General features: G+C 67.7%; 17 protein-coding genes and 1 pseudogene. 9 read left to right on the top strand and 9 right to left on the bottom strand.

What is annotated here, in order from left to right; genetic code table 11:
* Positions 1–5: 5 nt before the first annotated feature.
* The 4 genes from glgA to ACUDP5_RS20065 form a co-directional block, all read right to left on the bottom strand.
* Positions 6–1,574: a glycogen synthase GlgA gene (gene glgA, locus ACUDP5_RS20080; RefSeq protein WP_445657014.1), complete on the bottom strand. Its 1,569-nt coding sequence runs from the start codon at positions 1,572–1,574 to the stop codon at positions 6–8.
* A 158-nt stretch (positions 1,575–1,732) separates the two neighbouring features.
* Positions 1,733–2,761: a lysylphosphatidylglycerol synthase domain-containing protein gene (locus tag ACUDP5_RS20075; RefSeq protein WP_445657013.1), complete on the bottom strand. Its 1,029-nt coding sequence runs from the start codon at positions 2,759–2,761 to the stop codon at positions 1,733–1,735.
* Positions 2,758–3,960, bottom strand: coding sequence for a cardiolipin synthase ClsB (gene clsB / locus ACUDP5_RS20070; RefSeq protein ID WP_445657012.1), 1,203 nt, complete (start codon positions 3,958–3,960; stop codon positions 2,758–2,760). The genes ACUDP5_RS20075 and clsB overlap by 4 nt, the downstream gene beginning before the upstream one ends.
* On the bottom strand, positions 3,957–4,727 hold the full coding sequence (locus ACUDP5_RS20065) for an endonuclease/exonuclease/phosphatase family protein (RefSeq protein WP_263913602.1): 771 nt from the start codon (positions 4,725–4,727) through the stop codon (positions 3,957–3,959). Before ACUDP5_RS20065 ends, clsB begins: the two co-directional genes overlap by 4 nt.
* Positions 4,728–4,939: 212 nt before the next feature.
* Here ACUDP5_RS20065 and ku point away from each other — a divergent pair, with 212 nt between their 5' ends.
* Positions 4,940–5,908: a non-homologous end joining protein Ku gene (gene ku, locus ACUDP5_RS20060; protein WP_445657011.1), complete on the top strand. Its 969-nt coding sequence runs from the start codon at positions 4,940–4,942 to the stop codon at positions 5,906–5,908.
* A gap of 2 nt (positions 5,909–5,910) precedes the next feature.
* Positions 5,911–8,505, top strand: a complete 2,595-nt coding sequence (gene ligD / locus ACUDP5_RS20055) for a DNA ligase D (protein WP_445657010.1) — start codon at positions 5,911–5,913, stop codon at positions 8,503–8,505.
* Between the two features lie 115 nt (positions 8,506–8,620).
* Here the strand turns inward: ligD and mqo are convergent, their stop codons facing one another.
* Positions 8,621–10,333 (bottom strand): malate dehydrogenase (quinone), encoded by a 1,713-nt coding sequence (gene mqo, locus ACUDP5_RS20050; RefSeq protein ID WP_445657009.1) that lies wholly within the window; start codon positions 10,331–10,333, stop codon positions 8,621–8,623.
* A 427-nt stretch (positions 10,334–10,760) separates the two neighbouring features.
* Between mqo and galU the strand changes: the two genes are divergently transcribed.
* The 3 genes from galU (at position 10,761) to ACUDP5_RS20035 (ending at position 12,377) form a co-directional block, all read left to right on the top strand.
* Positions 10,761–11,594 carry a UTP--glucose-1-phosphate uridylyltransferase GalU gene (gene galU, locus ACUDP5_RS20045; protein WP_445657008.1) on the top strand — a complete coding sequence of 278 codons (834 nt, stop codon included), beginning with the start codon at positions 10,761–10,763 and terminating at the stop codon, positions 11,592–11,594.
* Between the two features lie 87 nt (positions 11,595–11,681).
* Positions 11,682–11,897 (top strand): hypothetical protein, encoded by a 216-nt coding sequence (locus tag ACUDP5_RS20040; RefSeq protein WP_263913607.1) that lies wholly within the window; start codon positions 11,682–11,684, stop codon positions 11,895–11,897.
* A 48-nt stretch (positions 11,898–11,945) separates the two neighbouring features.
* Complete coding sequence (locus tag ACUDP5_RS20035) at positions 11,946–12,377, top strand: hypothetical protein (protein WP_445657007.1); 432 nt, start codon at positions 11,946–11,948, stop codon at positions 12,375–12,377.
* A gap of 22 nt (positions 12,378–12,399) precedes the next feature.
* On the opposite strand, the gene ACUDP5_RS20030 is transcribed toward ACUDP5_RS20035, so the two are convergent.
* Positions 12,400–13,767 carry an amino acid permease gene (locus ACUDP5_RS20030; RefSeq protein ID WP_263913668.1) on the bottom strand — a complete coding sequence of 456 codons (1,368 nt, stop codon included), beginning with the start codon at positions 13,765–13,767 and terminating at the stop codon, positions 12,400–12,402.
* Positions 13,768–14,044: 277 nt separating this feature from the next.
* The gene (locus ACUDP5_RS20025; protein ID WP_445657006.1) at positions 14,045–15,079 is read right to left on the bottom strand and encodes a DUF1254 domain-containing protein; all 1,035 of its coding nucleotides are present in this window, start codon (positions 15,077–15,079) and stop codon (positions 14,045–14,047) included.
* 508 nt (positions 15,080–15,587) lie between these two features.
* On the opposite strand from ACUDP5_RS20025, the gene ACUDP5_RS20020 reads away from it, so the two are divergent.
* Entirely contained in the window at positions 15,588–16,520 is a 933-nt protein-coding gene (locus ACUDP5_RS20020; RefSeq protein WP_445657005.1) for an N-carbamoyl-D-amino-acid hydrolase, read from the top strand.
* Positions 16,521–16,556: 36 nt separating this feature from the next.
* On the opposite strand, the gene ACUDP5_RS20015 is transcribed toward ACUDP5_RS20020, so the two are convergent.
* Both ACUDP5_RS20015 and ACUDP5_RS20010 read right to left on the bottom strand, forming a co-directional pair.
* The gene (locus ACUDP5_RS20015) at positions 16,557–17,513 is read right to left on the bottom strand and encodes a LysR family transcriptional regulator (protein WP_263913610.1); all 957 of its coding nucleotides are present in this window, start codon (positions 17,511–17,513) and stop codon (positions 16,557–16,559) included.
* 330 nt (positions 17,514–17,843) lie between these two features.
* Positions 17,844–18,743, bottom strand: coding sequence for a LysR family transcriptional regulator (locus tag ACUDP5_RS20010; RefSeq protein ID WP_445657004.1), 900 nt, complete (start codon positions 18,741–18,743; stop codon positions 17,844–17,846).
* A gap of 145 nt (positions 18,744–18,888) precedes the next feature.
* Between ACUDP5_RS20010 and ACUDP5_RS20005 the strand changes: the two are divergent.
* From ACUDP5_RS20005 to ACUDP5_RS19995, 3 genes and pseudogenes are all read left to right on the top strand, one after another.
* Positions 18,889–19,686: pseudogene (locus tag ACUDP5_RS20005) on the top strand (hydroxymethylglutaryl-CoA lyase); the annotation flags it as partial.
* Between the two features lie 279 nt (positions 19,687–19,965).
* Positions 19,966–21,102, top strand: coding sequence for a CaiB/BaiF CoA transferase family protein (locus ACUDP5_RS20000; protein ID WP_445659194.1), 1,137 nt, complete (start codon positions 19,966–19,968; stop codon positions 21,100–21,102).
* A gap of 41 nt (positions 21,103–21,143) precedes the next feature.
* Entirely contained in the window at positions 21,144–22,145 is a 1,002-nt protein-coding gene (locus ACUDP5_RS19995; RefSeq protein WP_263913626.1) for a tripartite tricarboxylate transporter substrate binding protein, read from the top strand.
* Position 22,146: the final 1 nt, after the last annotated feature.

Here is a 22,146-nt window from a genome sequence, read left to right as displayed (position 1 = left end):
TTTCCTCACAGCGCCACGGGCGACGAGGCCCCCGATACCTGGCGCGCGGGCCGTTGGCGAGGCGCCACGGCATCGGGCTGCGGCATGGCAACGGTCTGCGTTCCGGCCGGTGCCAGTTCGCGGAACAGCGTCTGGTACGCGGCAACCGCGGGCCGCCAGCTGAAATCGGTGGTCATGGCGTTGCGCTGCATGGCGCGCCACAGCGTGCCATGCTGGCGCAGGTGCAGGGCGCGCGAGATCGCCGCGGTCATGTCGGCCGGATCGCAACCGTCGAACAGCACGCCGGTTGCCGTGGCCATCGCGGCCAGGGGCAGCTCGGGACCGGGATCTTCGATCGTGTCGGCCATGCCGCCGACGCGCGACCCGATCGGCAGCGTCCCATAGCGCATGGCGTACAGCGGCGTCAGGCCGAAGGGCTCGAAGCGGCTGCCATGCAGCAGCACGTCGCCGCCGGCATGCAAGCGGTGGGCGCCGGCCTCGTCATAGCCGATGCGCACGGCGCAGCGGCGTGGATAGCGCGCGGCCAGGTCCTGCAACGCAGCCTCCAGATGCCGCTCGCCCTGGCCCAGCACCGCCACCTGCAATTCGGGATGCGCGTCCAGCGCCTGGGGCAGGGCTTGCGCCGCCACGTCGGCCATTTTCTGGCCGGTCAGGCGGCTGCACAGGATCATCAGGGCGGCATCGGGGTCTGCCTGCAAGCCGAACTCGTGCTGGGCGGCCGCCTTGCACAGGCGCTTGTTGGCCAGGTCCGCGGGGGTGTAGCGCAACGGACCCAGGTGGCGGTCGCGGGCAGGGTCCCAGAGTTCGGCGTCGATGCCGTTGGGAATGGCCAGCAGGTCGCCTGTGCGGTCGCGTTCGCGCAGCGCGGCTTCCAGTCCGCAGCCGAATTCCGGCGTCAGGATTTCACGCGCATAGCAATGGCTCACCGTGGTGACGCGGTCGGCGTAGCGGATGCCCGCCTTCATGAAGTTCAGGCGGCCCCAGGCCAGCGCGCCGGATTCACCGCGGTAGGCGGCCGGGATGCCCAGGCGCTCGGCCTCGTCGACCGGCATCTGTCCCTGGAAGGCCAGGTTGTGGATGGTCAGCACGCTTTTCACCGCGTGCACGCCGGCGGCGCGCAGCAGCATCGGCGTCAGCGCGGCATGCCAGTCGTGCGCATGCACCACGTCGGGGCGCGGCACGCCGGGCAGACCTTGCGCGATGCGCACCGCGGCATGGGCCAGCGCGGCATAACGCAGGCCGTTGTCCGCGTGCTCATTGCCGTTCTCATCCAGGTACAGGCCAGGGCGGTCATACAACGCATCATTTTCCAGCAGCAGGAAGGAAAGGCCCGATTGCGGGCAGACGCCCGCCAGCAGCCGGGCGTTGCCGCCGGGCAGGCCGGTCAGGGCGGCCACGGGCCGGGGATTCGTCAGGCGCCGCGCCACGCCGCGATAGGCGGGCAGCAGCAGGGTAGGCGGGGTCTGCGCCTGGGTCAGCGCGCGGGCCATGCCGGTGATGGCGTCGCCCAGGCCGCCCGTCTTTGCCAAGGGAAAGGCCTCGGCTGCCACGATCAGGATCTTTGTTGTCGTCATGCTTGCTCCGGGGGGATGCGGAGCACCCGGCAATCGGGGTCATGTCCGCAAGACCTGCCTGTACGCAAGAGGCATGCCCAGGGTCCCTGCACTGCGGCAATCGGCGCCGGCGCGCCCGGCCGCGTGTCGTTGTTGCCGACGTTTGTAATCGGCGCGCTTCAGGGACGGACGGCTGGCGCATCGCGCGCCGCACCGGCAGAACCGGCAGGGCCATGCCGCTTGCGCCAGCCCAGGCGCGCTTCCACCGCGCCGAACGCCAGCAAGGCCAGGCAGAGCGGGCCGAAGGCGTACAAGGCGCGGTAGCTGAGCGCCGCGCCCAGCACCTCGGCGGCCGGCAGCCGCGGCGCCAGGACCGCGACAAAAATCGCCTCGGTGGTGCCCAGACCGCCGGGCACCCGCGTCACGACCGCGGCAAAGCTGGTGCACAGCAGAATGCCCAGCACCGCGGGATAGCTCACCTTGCCCTGCAACAGCACATAGATGATGGCGCCCATCAGCATCCAGGACAGCGCCGCGATGGCGCTTTGCAGCACGGCCATGCGGCCGCGCGGCAGGGTGATGCGCTGGCCCAGCCAGGTGGCGGACCGGCGCGTGGCGCACGCGCAGATCCAGACGTAGGCGGCGGCCGCGGCCAACAGCGCCACGCCGATCCCGCGCAATACGCCGCCGCCGATCTCCCAGCCCGCCGGCACCGTCACGGCGCCGCTGGCAAACACCCCTCCCGCCACCCAGGCATAGCCCACCCAGTTCGAGAGGGCGGCAAACAACGCGACCCGCGTGGCCACCGACTTGCGGCATCCCAGGCGGGTGTAAAGGCGCAGGCGCGTGCCCAGCCCGCCCACCAGCACGCCCAGGTTCAGGTTCAGCGCATAGCTCAGCATGGCCACGCCCAGCACCTTGGCGCGCGGCAGGGCATGACCGGTGTAGCGTCGCCCCAGCAGATCCAGCGACGCATAGGCCAGGTAGGCCGGCACCACCAGGGCGGCGGCCAGCAGCACCGCATCGCGCGGGATGCGCCGCATGGCCTGCCAGACCTGCGGCCAGTCCACCGAACGGGCAAAGTACGCCAGCAGGCCCAGCGCCAGGGCCAGTACCACCCAGGGCAGGATCTTCTTGATGCGCGGCCAGCGGTGGCGCGCGGCGCGCAGGGCGCGCGATCGGTACAGGCGGGATCGGTACAGGCTCATGCGGCCTCGCTTTCGCCAGCATCGCTGGCGAGGACGGTGCGCAGGCGCGGCTTGTGCGCCGGCAGCGCCCCGGCCCAGGCCGGGAAGCGGCGCAGGAAATGGAACACCACCACGCCCACCCAGAAGCGGCGCAGCCGTCGGCGCGAGGCCGGGCCGCGCGACACCGGCCGGCAGTCTTCGGCGATCAGCCGTTCCAGGCTGGCGCGCAGCGCGGCGTTCAACCCCGTGTCGCGTGCCACGACGTTGGCTTCCAGGTTCAGGGCCAGGCTCAGCGGGTCCAGGTTGCTGGAACCCACCGTCGACCAGTCCTCGTCCACGCACGCGACCTTGGCGTGCAAGGGCCGCTTGCAGTATTCGAAGATCTCGACGCCCGCATCGATCAGGTAGTCGTACAGCATGCTGGCCGCCAGTTGCGCGACCAACATGTCGGGTTCGCCCTGCAGCAGCAGGCGCACCCGCACGCCGCGGCGGGCGGCGTTGGCCAGGTCATGCAGCAGGCGGTAGCCGGGAAAGAAATAGGCGTTGGCGATCAGTACGTCCTGCCGCGCCGAACGCAGGCCGGCGCGGTAGTAGCGTTCGATGTCGGTCGGGTGGCTCAGGTTGTCGCGCACCACCAGCCGCCCGCCGCCATCGCCGTCGGGCACGGCCTCGACGCGGGCGGGCCGCTGGCGGCGAGGCCGCGCCGCGTCCAGCGCCGCGCGCGCGTAGTCCGCGATGTCGGCGGCCAGTGGACCCTGCACGCGCAACGCGTAGTCCTGCTTGGCTTCGGGACCATAGTCCGGCAGATGGTCGGCCGAAAAATTGATGCCACCGACGAATGCGCAGGTCCCGTCCACCGCCACGATCTTGCGGTGCATGCGTCGAAACACATTGGTGCGCACCCCCAGCAGCCGCGGCCGCGGGTCGAACAGGTGCACGCGCACCCCGGCACCGGTCAGCGCGGCCAGGAAGGCCGGTGGCAGCTCGTCCGACCCGAAGCCATCCAGCAGCAGGTCGACGCTGACGCCGCGTCCGGCGGCGGCGATCAGGGTCTGCTGCAGCGCCTGGCCGACCTTGTCATCGAACAGGATGAACGTTTCGATCAGCACTTCCCGGCGCGCGGCGTCCACCGCGGCCTGCACCGCCGGGAAGTAGGCCTCACCGTTTTCCAGCAGCGTGTAATGGTTGTCGCTGCGCCAACCGAGGGGCGGGGTCGTCATAGCGCGATCTCCGCCGAAATCGGCACGTGGTCCGACAGCCGCGACCACACCCGCGCCGCCAGCGGCACCGGCTGCCAGTCATGCACGTCGCGCACGTAGATGCGGTCCAGGCGCAGCACCGGCCAGCGCGCGGGAAAGGTGCGCGCGGGGCGTCCCACCCGCGAGGTGTACACCTCGCGCGTGCCGCAGCCGCGCATCAGGCCGTCGGCCCGCAGGCGCCAATCATTGAAGTCGCCCGCGATCAGCAGCGGCTCGCCGGCCGGGACCTCGCGTTCGACCAGCCGGCACAGGCTGCGCAATTGCTGGCCGCGGTGGCGCTCCAGCAGGCCCAGATGCACGCAGATGGCGTGTACCGCCTGCGCATGGCCGGGCACCTGCAGCACGCAATGCAGCAGCCCGCGGCTTTCGTGCCGCCCCACGCTGACGTCGTGGTTCTGGTAGCGCGCGATCGGGTAGCGCGACAGGATGGCATTGCCGTGGTGCCCCGCCGGGTAGACGGCGTTGCGGCCATAGGCGAAGTCGCGCCACAGGGTATCGGCCAGGAATTCATACTGCGATGCCGGGGGCCAATGCTGCGCGTGGCGCGCCGCCATGCCCTGGTGTTCGCCCACGACTTCCTGCAGGAACACCAGGTCGGGCGCCGCCGTGCGCAATGCATCACGCAGCTCGTGCAGCATGAAGCGGCGATTGAAGCTGGTGAAACCCTTATGGGTATTGACGGTAAGCACCGTCAGGGTCGTTCGGGGCGGATCGGACGGGACGGACATGGGGTCTCCAGTGGCAGGGCCGGGGCACGCAAGCAATTCCCGTTCCCGGGGCGCCGCGACCGCCGCCGTTTCCGCCCGGGCATGGCATTTGCTGGCGTGTCCGGCTGGTCGCCGGGCAGCAGCGAGCGCTATGCTGGGAATCCATCCCGCCCGGGCGATCCACCCTCCGGCATGCCCGCCGCGGCGCGCCGGTCACAAGAAGGAGCGGCATCATGGCGACACGAACCATCTGGAAAGGGGCGATTTCGTTCGGGCTGGTGCATATTCCCGTCGGCCTGCACACGGCCACGACCGAATCGGGCGTGGATTTCGACTGGCTGGACAAGCGATCGATGGACCCGGTCGGCTACAAGCGCATCAACAAGCGCACCGGCAAGGAAATCGACAAGGACAACATCGTCAAAGGGGTGGAATACGAAGACGGCCAGTACGTCGTGATTTCACCGGACGAGATTGCCGAAGCCTATCCGCGCACCACGCAGACCATCGAGATCCAGCAGTTCGTGAACGCCGCCGAGGTGTCGTTCGTGTACCTGGAACGGCCGTATTACGTGGCCCCCATCAACAAGGGGCAGAAGGTCTATGCGCTGCTGCGCGACACCCTGGCCAAGACCGGCAAGATCGGCATCGCCAAAGTGGTCATCCAGACCAGGCAGCACCTCGCGGCGCTGATCCCGTCGGGCGATGCGCTGGTGCTGAACCTGATGCGCTGGGGCGACGACGTCAAGTCCACCGAGGAACTCGATCTGCCCAAGGCCGGCAGCAAGGCCTCGGCGCCCAGCGCCAGCGAACTGAAGATGGCCAGGATGCTGGTGGACGACATGACGGGGCAGTGGGACCCGGAGCAATACAAGGACGAGTTCAAGGCCGTGGTGATGGACCTGGTGGCCAGGAAGGTCAAGGCCGGCAAGACGGAAACGGTGGTCGAGCCGCAAGAGGAATCGCCCGCCTATGCGGACAATGTGATCGACTTGACCGAGCTGCTGCAGCGCAGCTTGAAGGGGCGCTCGGCGGGCAAGCCGGCGTCCGGGGCGGCCAAGACGGCGACGCGTAAAACGGCCGCCAGGACCGCAGCCAAGGCAAGCGCCAGGCCCGGCAGCAAGCGCGCCGCCAGGGCCACCCCCAAGCGCCCCGCCAAGACGGCCGCGAAATCCGCGTCCGGGACCCGCAAGGCGGCATGACGATGGCGGGCACCGACACCCTGGCCAAATACCGCGCCAAGCGCAACTTCGACGTCACCGCCGAGCCCGCGGGGGGCGGCGAGGCCAACGAGGCGGCGCGCGCCTTCGTCATCCAGAAGCACTGGGCCAGCCACCTGCACTATGACTTCCGGCTGGAACTGGACGGCGCCATGAAAAGCTGGGCCGTGCCCAAGGGGCCCAGCTTCGATCCCGCCGTCAAGCGCATGGCGGTGCAGGTCGAAGACCACCCCATCGCCTACAACCAGTTCGAGGGCGAAATCCCCAAAGGCCAGTACGGCGCGGGCAAGGTCATCATCTGGGACGAAGGCACCTGGTCGCCGGTGGGCGACCCGGCGGACGGCTACCGGCGCGGGCACCTGAAATTCGACCTGCATGGCGTGAAGCTGAAGGGCCGCTGGGCCCTGATCCGCATGAAGGGCAAGGAATCCGACAAGCAGCCGCCGTGGCTGCTGGTCAAGGACCGGGACGACTACGCCCGCGATGCCAGCGCGTTCAGCGTCGTCGACGAACAGCCCGACAGCGTCGTGCCGCTGCGCCAGGCACAGCGAAAACCCAAGTCCCCGCCCAAGCCGGCCGCCGCGCCCCGCCTGCCGGGCCAGGCGGCCGACTGCCCCGGGATGCTCAAGCCGCAGTTGGCCACCCTGGTCGAGGGCGTGCCGGACCCGTCGCCAGAATGGCTGTACGAAATGAAATTCGACGGCTACCGGCTGATGGCCCGCATCGAAGCGGGCGACGTCCAGCTGTTCACCCGCAACGGTCACGACTGGGGCCCCAAGCTGCCGCACCTGGTCCAGGCCTTTGGCCGGCTGCCCGTGCAGAATGCCTGGATCGACGGCGAAATCGTGGTGCTGGCCGACCACGGCGCGCCCAGCTTCCAGGCGCTGCAGAACGCCTTCGATGGCGAACGCACGGGGGGCATTCTCTTTTACGCCTTCGACCTGCCGTACGTTGCCGGCCGAGACCTGCGTCACGAGCCGCTGCGCGTGCGCCGCGGCCTGCTGGCGCAACTGATGGACGCCATCGACGAAGACGCCCTGCGCTTGAGCGAGGCATTCGACGCCGCGCCGGCGGACCTGGTGGCGTCGGCCTGCAAGATGGGGCTGGAAGGCATCATCGCCAAACGGCTGTCGTCGCCCTATGTCTCGCGGCGCAGCGACAGCTGGATCAAGCTCAAGTGCGCCCGCCGCCAGGAATTCGTCGTCGTCGGCTACACCGACCCCAAGGGCACGCGCGTCGGGCTGGGCGCCTTGCTGCTGGCCTATCATGGCGACGACGGCCAACTGATCTACGCCGGCAAGGTCGGCACGGGCTTTGACGACCAGGGCCTGGTCGCGCTGCAACGGCGCCTGGCGGCCCTCGAAACCGCCGAGCCCGCGGTCAGGATTCCCGGCAGCGGACGCGGCACGCATTGGGTCAAGCCCCAGTTGGTCGCCGAGGTGTCGTTTGGCGAATGGACCGGCGCGGGCCATGTTCGCCACCCGGTCTTCCAGGGCCTGCGCAAGGACAAGCCCGCCCGCGCCATCACCAAGGAGACGCCCGTGAGCGCAGACGCCGTGACATCCGCTCGTGCCGCCCGGCGCACGAAGAAGACGACCCCGGCCGCGACCAAGGCCGCCGCAAAGACTGCCGCGCAGCCCGCCCGAACATCCGCCAGCCGGTCCACGCAGACGCCCGCCACCCGGGCCGCCAAGCCCGCCGCGACCGCCAAGCTGTCGCATCCCGAACGCGTCATCGACGCGTCCACCGGCCTGACCAAGCTGGACCTGGCGCGTTACTACGCCCTGGTCGCGCCGCTGTTGCTGCGCCACCTGAAGGGCCGCCCGGTTTCCTTCCTGCGCGCCCCGGACGGCATCGAGGGCGAACGGTTCTTCCAGAAGCATCTGGAAGCGCCGATGCCCGGCGTGCGCGCGTTGCCGCAATCGCTGGACCCCGGCCACGCGCCGCTGGTGGAATTGCCCACCGCGCAGGCCGTGCTGTCGGCCGTACAGATGAACGTCGTCGAGTTCCACACCTGGAACGCGGTCAAGACGGCCATCGACAAGCCGGACCGCATGCTGTTCGACCTGGACCCGGGCGAAGGCGTGCCCTGGAAATCGGTACAGCGCGCAGCCCGGCTGCTGCACGTGATGCTGGACGAGATCGGCCTGCAAAGCTGGCTCAAGACCAGCGGCGGCAAGGGCCTGCACATCGTCGTGCCGCTGCGCCGGCAATACGACTGGGACACGGTCAAGGCATTCTCGCAGGCCATCGTGCAGCATCTGGCCAAGACGCTGCCGCAGCTGTTCGTGGCCAAGAGCGGGCCGAAGAACCGCGTCGGCAAGATCTTCGCCGACTACCTGCGCAACGGCTTCGGCGCCACCACGGTGGCGGCCTGGTCGGCGCGTGCGCGGCCCGGCATGGGCGTGTCGGTGCCGCTGGCCTGGGATGAACTGGACGATGTGCCGGCCAGCGACGCGTGGACGGTCGCCAACATCCACACCCGGCTGGACGTCGGCGATTCGCCTTGGGACGACTATCGGCCGCAAGCGCTGCGGGCGGCCATGCAGGCCATGGCCTTCAAACCGGGCGGAAAGTGAGGGGCGTCACGCGGCCCCGGCCACTGCCGGGCGCAGCCGTCGCAAAGCAATCGGGGGGAAGCCGGCGCATGCCGGCCTCCCCCCGAGGCTTTCCGAAGATGCCGTCTTGATGGGCCTACAGCGCCTGCATCTCGGTGTTGGCGTTGCGGGCCGGCTGCGGCGCGGCCGGCTTGGGCGCCGCCGGCGGGTTCACCACCGGCACGCCGGTGTTGGCCGAGGCGTTGTCCGTCACCGGCACTTCCACGTAGGGCAGGTGCAGCGTCTGGCTGGTCATGGCGCGAATCTGGTTGGTCAGCGCGGGGCTGTCATTCAGCTTCTGGCCATACGACGGGATGATCTCCTTCAGGCGCGTCTTCCAGCCGGCTTCCATCTGCTGCGGGAAGGCCTTGGCCAACAGGTTCAGCATGATGGGGGGCGAGGTCGATGCGCCGGGCGAGGCGCCCAGCAGCGCGGCGATGGTGTTGTCCTTGTCGGTCACCACTTCGGTGCCGAATTGCAGGATCGGGCCCTTTTCCGGATCGCGCTTGATGACCTGCACGCGTTCGCCGGCCGTCACCAGGCGCCAGTCTTCACGTTTGGCCTGCGGGAAGTACTTCAGCAGCTGCGCGTGGCGGTCGTCGTCGGTCAGGCGGGCCTGGTTGACCAGGTACTTCACCAGGTCCAGGTTTTCCAGCCCGACGTCGACCATGCTGGTGACGTTGTTGTGGTTCACCGACGAGAACAGGTCGAACGCCGAGCCTTCCTTCAGGAACTTGGTCGTGGCCAGCGCGAACGGGCCGAACAGCACCACCGGCTTGCCGTCGAGCTTGCGCGCGTCCAGGTGGGGCACCGACATCGGCGGGGAATCCGTGTCGGCCATGCCGTAGGCCTTGACGTCGTGGCGGCCCGCGATGGACGACGCGTCAAACGCCAGGAACTGGCCGCCCACCGGGAAACCGGCGTATTGCTTCGATTCGGGGATGCCCGACATCTGCAGCACCTTCAGCGATGCGCCGCCGGCGCCGATGAACACAAAGCGCGCCTTGGTCGTGCGTTCCTGGTTGGTCTTCAGGTCCTTGACCGTGACGTTCCAGGTCTTGTCATCGTTCTGGCGCAGGGCGGTGACTTCATGCTGCAGCTGCAGCTTGAAGTTCGGGTTGCGCTGCAGGCCCTGGGTGAGCTGGTTGGTGATGACGCCGAAGTTCACGTCGGTGCCCAGCGGCATGTAGGTGGCGGCGACCTTCTGGCCGGGATCGCGGCCTTCCATCAACAGCGGCGCCCATTGCTTGATCTGGGCGGGGTCGGTGGAATATTGCATGCCGTAGAACAGCGGGCTCTTGACCAGCGCGTCGCGGCGCTTGCGCAGGTATTCGATGCGGTCATCGCCCCACACGAAGCTCATGTGGCCCGTGGGATTGATGAAGTCCGAGGGCTGGCCCAGGCGGCCGGCCTTGACCTGATGCGCCCAGAACTGGCGCGAAATCTCGAACTGCTCGGCAATGTTGATGGCGCGCTTGATGTCGACCGAGCCATCGGGCATTTCGGGGGTGTAGTTCAGTTCGGCAAAGCCCGAATGGCCGGTACCCGCATTGTTCCAGCCGTTGGAGCTTTCAAGTGCCACGCCGTCCAGCCGCTCGAACAGTTCGACGTGCCAGTCCGGCTGCAATTCCTGCAGATAGGTGGCCAGCGTCACGCTCATGATGCCGCCGCCGACGAGCACGGCGTCGACGGGTTTGTCGTTCTCGGCTGCCGGGACTGACCGCTGGTGCAGCGGCCAATAAAGAAACAGCGCCGCCGCAATGACCAGCAATGCAGCCAGGCTGCCCACGATTTTGAGGAACTTTCTCATGGGTTAGAAACCTTTTTGGTTCAAAGGATTATTTTTTTCTTATGGGGACTTGCAGGAAGACAGGGGTGGGCACCTCCGTGGCGGTCAAGCACGCGAAAGGCCGCCCGGGCGTCGGGAGACAGGGGCCGGGGTCAGGCAATCGGGCAAACGTGGATCAAACGCCGACCGGGTCGACGTGGGGGGCGCTGCACCGTCGAACACGGCCAGGCCGCTCAAAGACTAGTCGATTCTTGTTCCGAGTAGGGGAATACCCTGACAAAGGGTATTGGTTTCCCGGGGGGCGCGAGGGCCGGTTGTTGGTCACCCGCCACATTGCGCCCGCCGTCGGCAGCCTGACCATGCGTCCCCCTGGCCGGGCACGCCAGTTGCTAGGGCCCAGGCACGGCCATCCGCCCCGGATGTGACCGACCCACCGAGGCCGTCCTCCATGCTTCCCATTCGTAAAGCGGTATTCCCTGTCGCGGGCCTGGGCACGCGTTTTCTGCCGGCCACCAAGGCGATGCCCAAGGAAATGCTGCCCATCGTCGATCGTCCCTTGATCCAGTACGCCGTCGAAGAGGCCGTGGCCGCCGGCATCACGGAACTGATCTTCGTCACGGGCCGCAACAAGCGCGCCATCGAAGACCATTTCGACAGCATGCCGGAACTGGAACGCGACCTGGAATCCAAGAACAAACTGGCCTTGCTCGATACCGTGCGCAACGTCATTCCCGACAGCGTCAAGTGCGTGTACACGCGCCAGCCGGCCGCGTTGGGGCTGGGGCACGCGGTGATGTGCGCCGCGTCCATTGTCGGCAACGAGCCGTTTGCGGTGCTGCTGGCCGACGACCTGATCGACGCCGACGCGCCCGTCATCGGCGAAATGATGCAGGTGGCGCGGGAATTCGGCGGCAGCGTGCTGGCGATGCAGCAGGTGCCGGCCGCGCATACCCGCCAATACGGCATCGTGTCCGGCAGCGAGGTGGCGCGCGGCGTGCTGCGCCTGTCGGGCATGGTGGAAAAGCCTGCGCCCGACGAGGCGCCATCCAATCTGGCCGTGGTGGGCCGTTACATCCTGGAGCCGGAGCTGTTCGATGCCCTGGCGCGCACCGCGCCGGGCGTGGGCGGCGAAATCCAGCTCACCGACGCCATCGCCAGCCTGCTCACCACCCGCCGGGTGTTCGGTTATGCCTACGAGGGCGTGCGCTACGACTGCGGCAGCAAGGAAGGCTTTTACCAAGCCACCATGGAAATCGGACGCAAATACCACGGGCTGGGGTGAAGGCGGGCCGGTTCGGCACGCCGGTTGCTGACGGCAGGCAAGGGCCGCATGAGCGGCTTGCCAGATCCATGAAGGAGCCGGACCACCATGCGCACCGCATCGAACCACCGAAACGCCACCGTCCCGGGCCGCGACGCGCCGCCCCGGCGTGACCCTGCGCCGGACCCATCCCCCGCCGAGACGCCCGAACCCGTGCCGGGCAAGGGCCAGACCGACGACAAGGGCCGCTCGCCGCCCGACAGCCTGCCCAACCCCATGCCGGATGTCGATCCGCAACAGACACCGGGTATCGACCGGTTGTGAATGGCCGGTCTCGTCCCTCAACCCGCCGTTGCCTCCTGGAGGCCTCTCATGAAAACCCGACACACCGTAGCCGCATTGATGGCCCTGACGGCCTTGGCCGGCACCAGCAGCTGGGCGCAGACGAAACAGCCGGCGCCGACCCCGCCACCGCCCGCGGGCACCTCGATCATTCCCGAGAAGATGGCGCCCACGCCGCCTGCGACGCCGGATCGGCGCGACAGGCAGGAAAAACAGGACAGGCAGGAAAAGCAGGACATACAGGGCAAGCAGGACAAGCTGGACAAGTCCCGCAACGACGACAAGCCGAACAAGCCTGCCACCAGCCCGTCCAGCCGCCCGCCCGCGTCATCCGGCGGAGAAGGCGGCACGGACAGCCGCGGCCCTTCGTCCGGCCAGGGCGGCACCGGGTCGACGGGGCAGGGCGGCATGCCCGGGTCGGGCGCGTCGGCCGGGTCCGGTGGTGCCGCGGATACCCGTTGACCGCGTCCGGGCGCGCCGCGCGTCAGGCGTTGTTCTCTGACAGCCGCGGCGCGGCCGCGTCGGGAGTGTCCACGCCGCGCTTGCCGATACCGGCCACCTGCGCCACGATGCCCATGGCCACGATCACCGCGGCCAGGATCGCGGTGTACAGCACCTCGTTGCGGTACGTGCCTTCCAGCACCATCGTCACCAGCGCCGCGATGATGCAGACGATGACCGCGTAGGTCAGCCACGGAAACAGCCACATCTTGAATGTCAGTTCCACGCCCTGCGCCTGCAGGCGCTGGCGCATGCGCAGCTGCGAGCAGGCGATGGCCAGGTAGACGAACAGGGCGATGGTGCCGGTGGCCTGCATCAGCACGTCATACACGTCCATCTTGGACGTGGCCATCATCCACACCGCGGCAAAGGCGAAGACGCTGGAAATCAGCACGCCGACATACGGCGTGCCGGTATCGCGGCCGGTGATCTGCATGATGCGGTGGGCGTCGCCGCGTCTGGACAGCGAATAGAGCATGCGCGAGGCCGTGTACAACGCCGAGTTGAAGCAGCTGCACACCGAGGTCAGCACGATGAAGTTCACGATCAGCTGCGCGTGCGGAATGCCCAGCGCGTCCAGCGCCACGTTGTAGGTGCCGTGGGTGGGGTCGGTCAGGCCGGGGGCGTTGTAGGGCACCAGGCACACGACGATGAAGATAGACCCCACGTAGAACAGGCAGATGCGCCAGACCACCGAGCGCGTGGTCTTGATGATCTCGCGCCCCGGGTTGGCGGATTCGGCGGCGGCGACGGTGACGATCTCGGCGCCGATGAAGGCGAACATCACGCCCAGCAGCGCCACCACCACGGCCTTGGGCCCGTTGGGCATGAAGCCCTGGCTGGTCAGGTGCGACCAGCCGTTGGCATTGCCCCACGGCCACACGTGCACCAGCGCCAGGCTGCCGATGACGAGGAAGATGACGATGGCCACCACCTTGATCAGGGCGAACCAGAATTCGAATTCCCCGTAGTTGCGCACGTTCAGGAAGTTGACGACGATGAGCGACACGGTGACCAGCAGGCCGTAGCCCCAGGCCGGCACCATGGGGAACCACCCGTGCAGGATCTGGCCGGCGACGTAGGCTTCCCAACCCATCAAGAGCGCCCAGAAATACCAGTAGAGCCAACCGATGGTAAAGCCCGCCCAGCGCCCGATGGCACGGTCGGCGTAGGTAGAAAACGAACCCGTGTCGGGCTGCGCCACGGCCATTTCACCCAGCATGCGCATGGCCAGGATGACCAGCAGGCCGCCGCCGATGTAGGCCAGGATGACGGCCGGGCCGGCCAGTGCGATCTGCTTGCCCGAGCCCACGAACAGCGCCGCGCCGATGACACCCGCGATGGACATCATCGTGAGATGGCGCGATTTCAGGCCGCCTTTGAGTTCCGTGTTGGGAGTATTGGCCAACGTCTTCTCCTCTCCGAATGGCAGGGGCCATGGCGTGTCCGCCATCGGAATGGAAAAGAGGCCTGTCCCCAGCCGGTTTATCGCTATTGATTGTGCGAAAGAGGATACGTCAGCAGGCGGGCGGACAGGCGCCCGAGCCATGCTCTGTTGCAAGTGCAAGAATTTTGTTGCCGTGCCGGCCCGCGTGGGTTCGCGCTGGCGATGCGCGGGCCTGCTGGGCTCATTGCGCGATGGCTTGCGGGTCCGGAAAGCGCCACGAGCCATTCAGGATCTCGTCACCGGGCTGATAGAGCCTGACCGTGTAGTTCCAGCCCGGCATGGTGGGCAGGCAGTTGGCGATCTTGCCGTCGCAGCCGCCGAACTGGATGACGATCGAGCCGTCGTCGCCTTGCCGGGCGGTCAGGTTGTTCAACGAGTAGGCGTCGTACGCATTCTTCTGGAAGTACCCTTCGGCGTTGTACACGCTGACCGACCAGAAGCTCTTGACCGGCACCTTGTCCACCTTGAGCCGGTAGATGACCTTGCCGTCGTTCTGCGCGATCTTGCCGTTCAGGTAGGTGGCGTCCTTGGCCGGGTTGCCGCCCCAGCCGGCCGCGGTGCCCAGCAGATGCTGGATCGGATCGACGCTGGTCGGGGTGCCGAAAGCCTTGTCGTAGTTCGGCATGGTGGCGGCCAGCACCAGCAGGGCGTCGCGCACCTTGTCCTGGCTGGCCTTGTCCCATTTGGGCACGGCGAAGGTGCCGGGCTGGGCCTGGCTGACCTTGATGGCGTCCTGCAACGCGTGCACCTGCGCCAGGTCCTTCGGGTCCGCGGGGTCGACCAGGGTGCGGATGGCGACGAACACGTAGCGGGTGCCGACATCCTCTTTTTTCAGCGTGTGGGTGCCGGCGCCGTAGAACACGGCGGGAACGTAATGGTTTTCGTCGACGACCAGGGTCGACATGAAGCGCTTGCCGGCTTCGGGCAGCGTGATGGTGACGGGGCCGGCGTCCAGGTCGAAGACGGCCTGCGAATACAGCGTGTCGCGATTCATGCGGATGACGTTCTGGGCGTCGATGGCCACCATCGCGCGGCTGTGCACGAACTTGCCCAGGCCGCCGTCGGCCACCATCTTGCCCAGGTACAGGTCGGATTCGGCGCGGGCGAAGTTATCGACCGTGACCAAGGTTGCCGCGTCGGGAGCGGGCTGCGCGTGGGCGCTGGCAAATGCCGCCAGCGTCAGGGCGACGATGCGGGACGCGGAGGAATACGACATGGGAAAAGCCTCTTGAAGGGGAAATCGCGGCGACTGTACCCCGAGGCTCCGGGCGCAAACCGCTGACGACGGCGAGTCGAGACAGATCGCCATGAACAATGAGACGTTGCTGCGGGACGCGTTCGTCCTGCGCGCCCGTCCTGCCCGCCGCGAAGACGTCGGCCAGGCCGGCGCGGCGCGGGCAAACCCGATATAAAACTTTGCATGGTCTCCATGATCCAGCGTTATGCATGGTGCCGTGGGGCTGCGCCGGGCGGGGCGCCAATAGTCATTGGAATCAAAGGGTTGAGACGTTCTTGAAATGGCCGCGCCGCACCCGGCGCAAAGGGGGCGGGGCCATTTCGGATTTGTGGCGACGCATGCATGATGGGGCCTTGCGCCAGGCGCGCCGCCGCGTGCCTGCCCATGCATCGGACCCTGTGGAACCACTGTTCAGCATGGTCCTTGATCCATCCCGATAACCCCCCCGGAGACCGATATCGTGAGCAACACAAAACCCGCGCGAAAGATGGACCTTGCGGTCGCCCAGATGGGCGCCGTCAACCTGGCCGACAGCCGCGCGGTGGTGGTCCGCCGCCTGGTCGACATGATGCGCGAGGCCGCGGCCCGCAAGGCCGAGTTCGTGGTGTTTCCCGAACTGGCGCTGACCACCTTCTTTCCGCGCTACTGGATGGAAGACGCCGAGGCGGTGGAACGCTACTTCGAAAAGACCATGCCCAACGCCGACGTGCAGCCGCTGTTCGACACGGCGCGCGAGCTGGGCATCGGCTTTTACCTGGGCTATGCCGAACTGACGCCGGAAGGCCGGCAGTTCAATACGGCCATTCTGGTGAACCGCCAGGCCAGGATCATCGGCAAGTACCGCAAGATCCACCTGCCGGGCCATTCCGACCACAAGCCGGATGCGCCGTTCCAGCACTTGGAAAAGAAGTTCTTCGAAGTCGGCGACCTGGGTTTTGGCGTGTGGGACACCCATGACGTCAAGATCGGCATGTGCCTGTGCAATGACCGGCGCTGGCCGGAAACGTACCGCGTGATGTCGCTGCAAAGCGCCGAGCTGATCGTGCTGGGCTACAACACGCCGTCGCTGAACATCCACTGGAACGAGCCGGCGCACCTGCGCACCACCACGCACGAGATCGTGCTGCAGGCCAGCGCCTACCAGAACGCAGTGTGGGTGGCTGCTGCCGCCAAGTGCGGCTTTGAAGACGGCCACCACATGATCGGCAGCTCGATGATCGTGGCGCCGTCGGGCGAGATCGTGGCGCGTTCCAGCGGCGAGGAAGACGAAGTGATCACCGCGCGCATCGACCTGGCCATGGGCCAGGCGTTCCGCGACCACGTCTTCAATTTCGCCAAGCACCGCAGCCCGCAGCACTACAAGCTGATCGTCGAACGCACGGGCGCCGGCGACCCGCTGCCCGTGGCGGAAATCAGCTAGGCCGACGCCGGGCTGGGCGCCGTGTCACCGCAAGTGTCAGGCCCGCTGGAGAATGGCCTGCGTCATCGCAGGCAGTTCTTTTTTGACGATCTGCGAGAACTGCGTCAGGAAGGCCTTGGCAATCGACGGCGGGGGGTCGACGCGGGACTGCGACACGTGCACGAACAGCGGTATCGCCGGCTCGATGCGGCGCACCACCAGGCCATGCAGCAGGGTATCGGTCAGGCCGTAGGAATCGACCAGCGCCACGCCCACGCCCTGGCGCACGAACGAGCACGCCGTCTGCGACGAGCGCACCTCGATCGCCGGGGTCAGGATGTGGCCCAACGGGTCCAGGTGTTCGAACAGCGTGTCGCCCAGCGGCGTGTCGCGGCTGTAGCCCACCAGCATTTCACCGGCCAGCATCGCCGGCGCAATCACGCGTTCGCGGGCCAGGCGGTGGCCCGCCGGCAGCACGCAGACGACTTCGCCCTGCGCCAGTTCGGTGGTGATCAGGTTGGGGTGTTCGGGCTTGAAGATCGAAATGGCGATGTCGGCATAGCCCAGCAGCAGCTGCGGCAGCAGGGCGTCCATGCCCAGCGGTCGGTAGCGGATGCGCACGCCAGGGTTGCGGGCGCAGAACTTGGCCGTCGCCGCGGGAATCAGCCATTCGCCGAAGCTGGGGCTGGACACCACGCTGACCAGGCCGCCGCCGTGGCCGGCCAGGCCGGCGGCCATGTCGTTCAGGCGGTTGACGCCCGCCTGGATGGATTCGACTTCCTGGAACAGCTTGCGCGCTTCCTTGGTGGGATGCAGGCGGCCCTTGAAACGCTCGAACAGCGCATAGCCCAGCCGCAGTTCGATCGAGGCCAGCACGCGGCTGATGGCCGGTTGCGTCACGTGCAGCAGCCGGCCGGCTGCGCTCAGTGAGCCCGTGATCATGATGGCGTGGAAAACTTCGATCTGGCGCAAGTTCAACGGCGCAGACCGGACCTTTCCGGGTAATTGAGACATGCTGCGTGATTTCCTCTTGACCGGGACGGTGCCCGGATGCGTGCCGTCCCGCCTCTACTGACGAAGAATTCTACCCAATGGCGACGAACGCTCGCGTCACCCCGGCAAACCCGGCATCCAGGCCAGGCCGAGGCCGACGCCAGCATCGCGCCCCGGGTGCGGCCGGTGCGGCAGGAAGCCGCCGCGACCGATGCCTTCTCGTGGCCTGCTTCAGCGATCCCGGCCTGCGCGACCTGGTGCCGGCGCCCGTGCTGGGCATCGGTGCTTGTTCGGTGCTGACCGCCATGGGTATCGGCACGCACGTTGGCATGATCGCCATCGCAAGCCCCCTCAGGTGGCCACGCCGGCCAGATGGTCCAGCAGCACCCGCGCCGCGGGCGAAAGGCTGTCTTCGTCGCGAAAGCAGATGACGAAGCTGCGCGTGGCCCAGGCGTCGGTCAGCGGTATGACCACCAGGCCGTTGGCCTCGGCATAGGATTGCGCGACCTGTCTCGGAACGACCGTGATGCCGAGGTTGGCGCGCACCACGCGCAGGGCGGAGTCGAAGTTCGACACGATCACCCGGTGCAGCAGCGGCTTCCCGGCCTGCGCCGCGGACAGGTGCAGCTTGACCTGCACGGAGCTGGCCACGGGCATGCCCACGTGTTCATAGTCCAGCGTCTGCTGGAACTGCAGCGTGCGTTCGCGGGCCAGCGGATGGCTGGGATGCACCACGATGGCCAGGTGGTCGTTGCGGTAGGGGCGCGACCGCAAGCCATCGAGCGGCGAGGCATCCCAGCACAGGCCCAGCGATGCCACGCCCTCCTTGATGCCGCGGATCACCTGGTGGCTCAGGCCCTCTTCCAGGTCGATGCGTATGCTGCGATGGCGCTCATCCTGCAGGAACACGGCCACATCCTCGGCCAGGGATTCGGCGAGCACCGACGACGTGGCCAGCACGCGTACCTGACCGCGCAGGCCATGGGAGTACGCCGACATGTCGCGCTCGATGCGGGCCGTGCTGGTCAGGATGGCGCGGGCGTGTTCCAGCAGCGTTTCGCCGGCCGGGGTCGGTTCCACCCCGTGGCGGCGCCGCGTCAGCAGCTTTGCGCCGACGGTGTCTTCCAGTTGCGCGAGTCGCTTGCTGATGGCGGAACCGACGATATTCGCATTGGCGCCCGCGCGGGCGATGTTGCGCGTTTCGCAGACGGCCACGAACAGGCGCAGGGAAGTCAGATCGAGATCGCGCATGGGAAGGTCCTCGGTCGCGTCGGGTCAGGGAGGAACCCATAAGATATTCCAATATGGAACTTGATGCGTTCCAAATTAGCGACGCCGCGATGATTGGAGAAATCTAAACTGGGTCTACTCCTGTCTACCTGGACGACTGCTCTCTATGTCTGCAAATGCGTTTCCTGCTGGCTGGCCCGCGCGCGTGACCGTGCGCGAAGTGGGCCTGCGCGACGGCCTGCAAAGCCTGGCCCGTGTGGTGCCCACCGATATCAAGCGCGACTGGATCGCCCAGGCCTATGCCGCCGGCCTGCGTGAAATCGAGGTCGGCTCTTTTGTGCCGGCGCGCCTGCTGCCGCAGCTGGCCGACACGGCAGCGCTGGTGGCGTATGCCAGGACGCTTCCCGACCTGCATGCCTCTGTGCTGGTGCCCAATCTGAAAGGCGCCGAACACGCCATCGCCGCGGGGGCGGACTTGATGATCGTGCCGCTGTCGGCCAGCCGGGCGCACAGCCTGGCCAATCTGCGCAAGACACCGGACGAGGTGGTCAAGGAGGTCGCGCGGATCCGCGCGGCGCGTGACGCCGCGGGGTCGCGCATGCTGCTGGAGGGCGGGGTGGGGACGGCCTTTGGCTGCACCCTCCAGGGGGCCGTGGACCCCGCCGAGGTGCTTGCCCTGATGCAGGCCTTGCTCGATGCCGGCGCAGATCGCGTCAGCCTGGCCGATACCGTGGGATACGCCGACCCGCTGATGGTGCGACGCCTGTTCGAGGCCGCGCGCAAGATCGCCGGCGACCGCCTGGCCTGCGCGCATTTTCACGATACGCGTGGCCTGGGCATGGCCAATGTCATGGCGGCGCTGGAAACCGGCATGACCCGGTTCGATGCCTGCCTGGCCGGAATAGGAGGGTGTCCGCACGCGCCCGGCGCCAGCGGCAACGTCGCGACCGAGGACGTGGCGTATCTGCTGGGAAGCATGGGCGTGGCGACCGGCGTGGACATGACGCGCCTGCTGGCCCTGCGCGAACAGGCGGGCGTGTGGCTCGAGGGCGAAACCCTGCGGGGTGCGATCGCCCGGGCCGGCTTGCCCAGGACCTGGCCGGCGGCCGCCTCGGCCGCACCCCTGCCGGATGCGGCAGCGGAGCCGGCGCCGGTCGATGCCACGCCCGCCGTCCCGGCGACGCCCGCGGCTGCCACGCGCCGCCTGCCCTTGGCCGGCCTTCGCGTCGTCGAGTTCACCCACATGGTCATGGGGCCGACCTGCGGCCTGGTGCTGGCGGACCTGGGCGCCGAGGTGATCAAGGTCGAGCCTGTCGATGGCGACCGCACGCGTCATCTGCTGGGCGCCGGGGCGGGGTTTTTTCCGATGTTCAATCGCAACAAGAAATCCATCGCCCTCGATCTGCGCAGCGCGGAAGGGGCGCAGGCCGCGCGCAGGTTGTGCGCCAGCGCCGACATCGTCGCCGAGAATTTCAGGCCGGGCGTCATGGCCAGGTACGGGCTGGACTATGCCTCGCTGGCGCCGGGCAACCCGGGCCTGGTCTACGTCAGCTGCAAGGGCTTCCTGCCTGGGCCCTACGAGCACCGCACCGCGCTGGACGAAGTCGTGCAGATGATGGGCGGCCTGGCGTACATGACGGGACGTCCCGGCGACCCCCTGCGGGCGGGGACCAGCGTCAATGACATCATGGGCGGCATGTTCGGGGCGATCGGGGCGTTGGGGGCGTTGCTGGAACGCAAGGTCACCGGACGCGGCCAGGAAGTGCAGTCTGCCCTGTTCGAGAACAATGTCTTCCTGGTTGGGCAACACATGCTGCAGTATGCGATCACGGGCGAGGCCGCGGCGCCCATGCCCGAACGCATTTCGGCCTGGGCCCTGTACGACGTATTCAACGTCAAGGACGGCCAGATCTTCCTGGCCGCCGTCAGCGATGCGCAATGGGTCACGTTCTGCGACGCCTTCGGCTTCGACGACCTGAAAAACGCGCCGCACCTGAAAACGAACAATGAGCGAGTGCGGGTGCGAGCGGCCTTGCTGGCCGATCTGCGGGTCCGCCTGCAGCACTACGAGGTCGACGAACTGGCCCGCCGCTTCGAACGGCACGGACTGCCGTTCGCGCCCATCGTGAAGCCGGAGGAATTGTTCGCCGATCCCCACCTGCAAGCCACGGGCGGCCTGGCGGACATCCGCCTGCCGGACGGCGAACGCGCCGGACAGACGGCGCAGGCCACGCTGTTTCCCATCACGATGGGCGGCGCGCGGCTGGCGGTGCGGCTGCAACCGCCCACCGTGGGCGAACACACCGGGCAATTGCTCAGGGAACTGGGCTACGGGGATGACGATATCCGCGGGCTGCGAGAGCGAGGGGTCGTTCACTGATATTGCGCGACCCCCATACCTATAAATCAAGGAGACAGAAAATGAAGACAGGTGAAGGTTCGACCTCGCGCCGCGCATTGCTGGGCGCGATGGGGGCCGGCTGGCTGGGGGCGGTGCTGCCCTGGCGCGTGGCCCAGGCGCAAGGGCAGGGGGGCCGGCCGCTGCGCTTGATTCTGCCCATCAGCGTGGGCTCGGGCGTGGATACCATCGTGCGGTCGGCGGGGCCGGCCCTGAACCAGGCATTCGGACAGTCGGTGGTGGTGGAAAACCAGCCGGGCGCGGGCGGCATCCTGGGCACCTCAGCCATCGTGCGCGCCACGCCGGACGGCAACACCTTGGGCGTGGTCTCGAACAACCATGTGATCTTTCCCAGCGTTTTGAAGTCGGTGCCCTTCGACCCCATCAAGGACATCACGCCGATATCGCTGATCGGCACGACGCCGATGCTGCTGGTGGTGAATCCGAAAAAGCTGCCGCAAGGCAATGTGCGCGATCTGGTGGCCGCCTTGCGGGCCAAGCCGGACGCCTACAACTACGGTTCATCGGGCAACGGCACGATCCTGCACCTGGGCTGTGAACTGTTTCTGCAGCAGAACGGCCTGAAGATCCGCCACATTCCCTACAAGGGCACCGGCCCGATGGTGGCGGACATCATCAGTGGACAGGTCGATTTTGGCGTGACGTCGCTACCGTCCATCCTGCCGCACCTGAAAAGCGGCGCGCTCAAGGCGATCGGCACGGGCAGCAGGACGCGCAGCGCGGCCGCGCCCGAGATTCCGACGCTGCGCGAGCAGGGCATGCCGGACTACGAGGTCGAGGGCTGGTTCGCGGCCGTCGGCCCGGCGCACCTGCCCGGCGCGCAAGTGCAGCGCGCCTACCAGGCCTTCGCGGCCGCCTACCGCGATCCCGACACCCGCAAGGCCATGGACGTGCAGGGCAATGTGATCACGCTGCGCGACCCGGCAGACACGGCGGCCTATTTCGCCAGCGAGATGCGCAAGTATGCCCAGGTGGTGAAAAACGCGGATATCGAGGCCCAGTAGG

Source organism: Achromobacter sp. NCFB-sbj8-Ac1-l, assembly GCF_052695805.1.
This window is presented reverse-complemented; position numbering and strand designations above follow the sequence as displayed.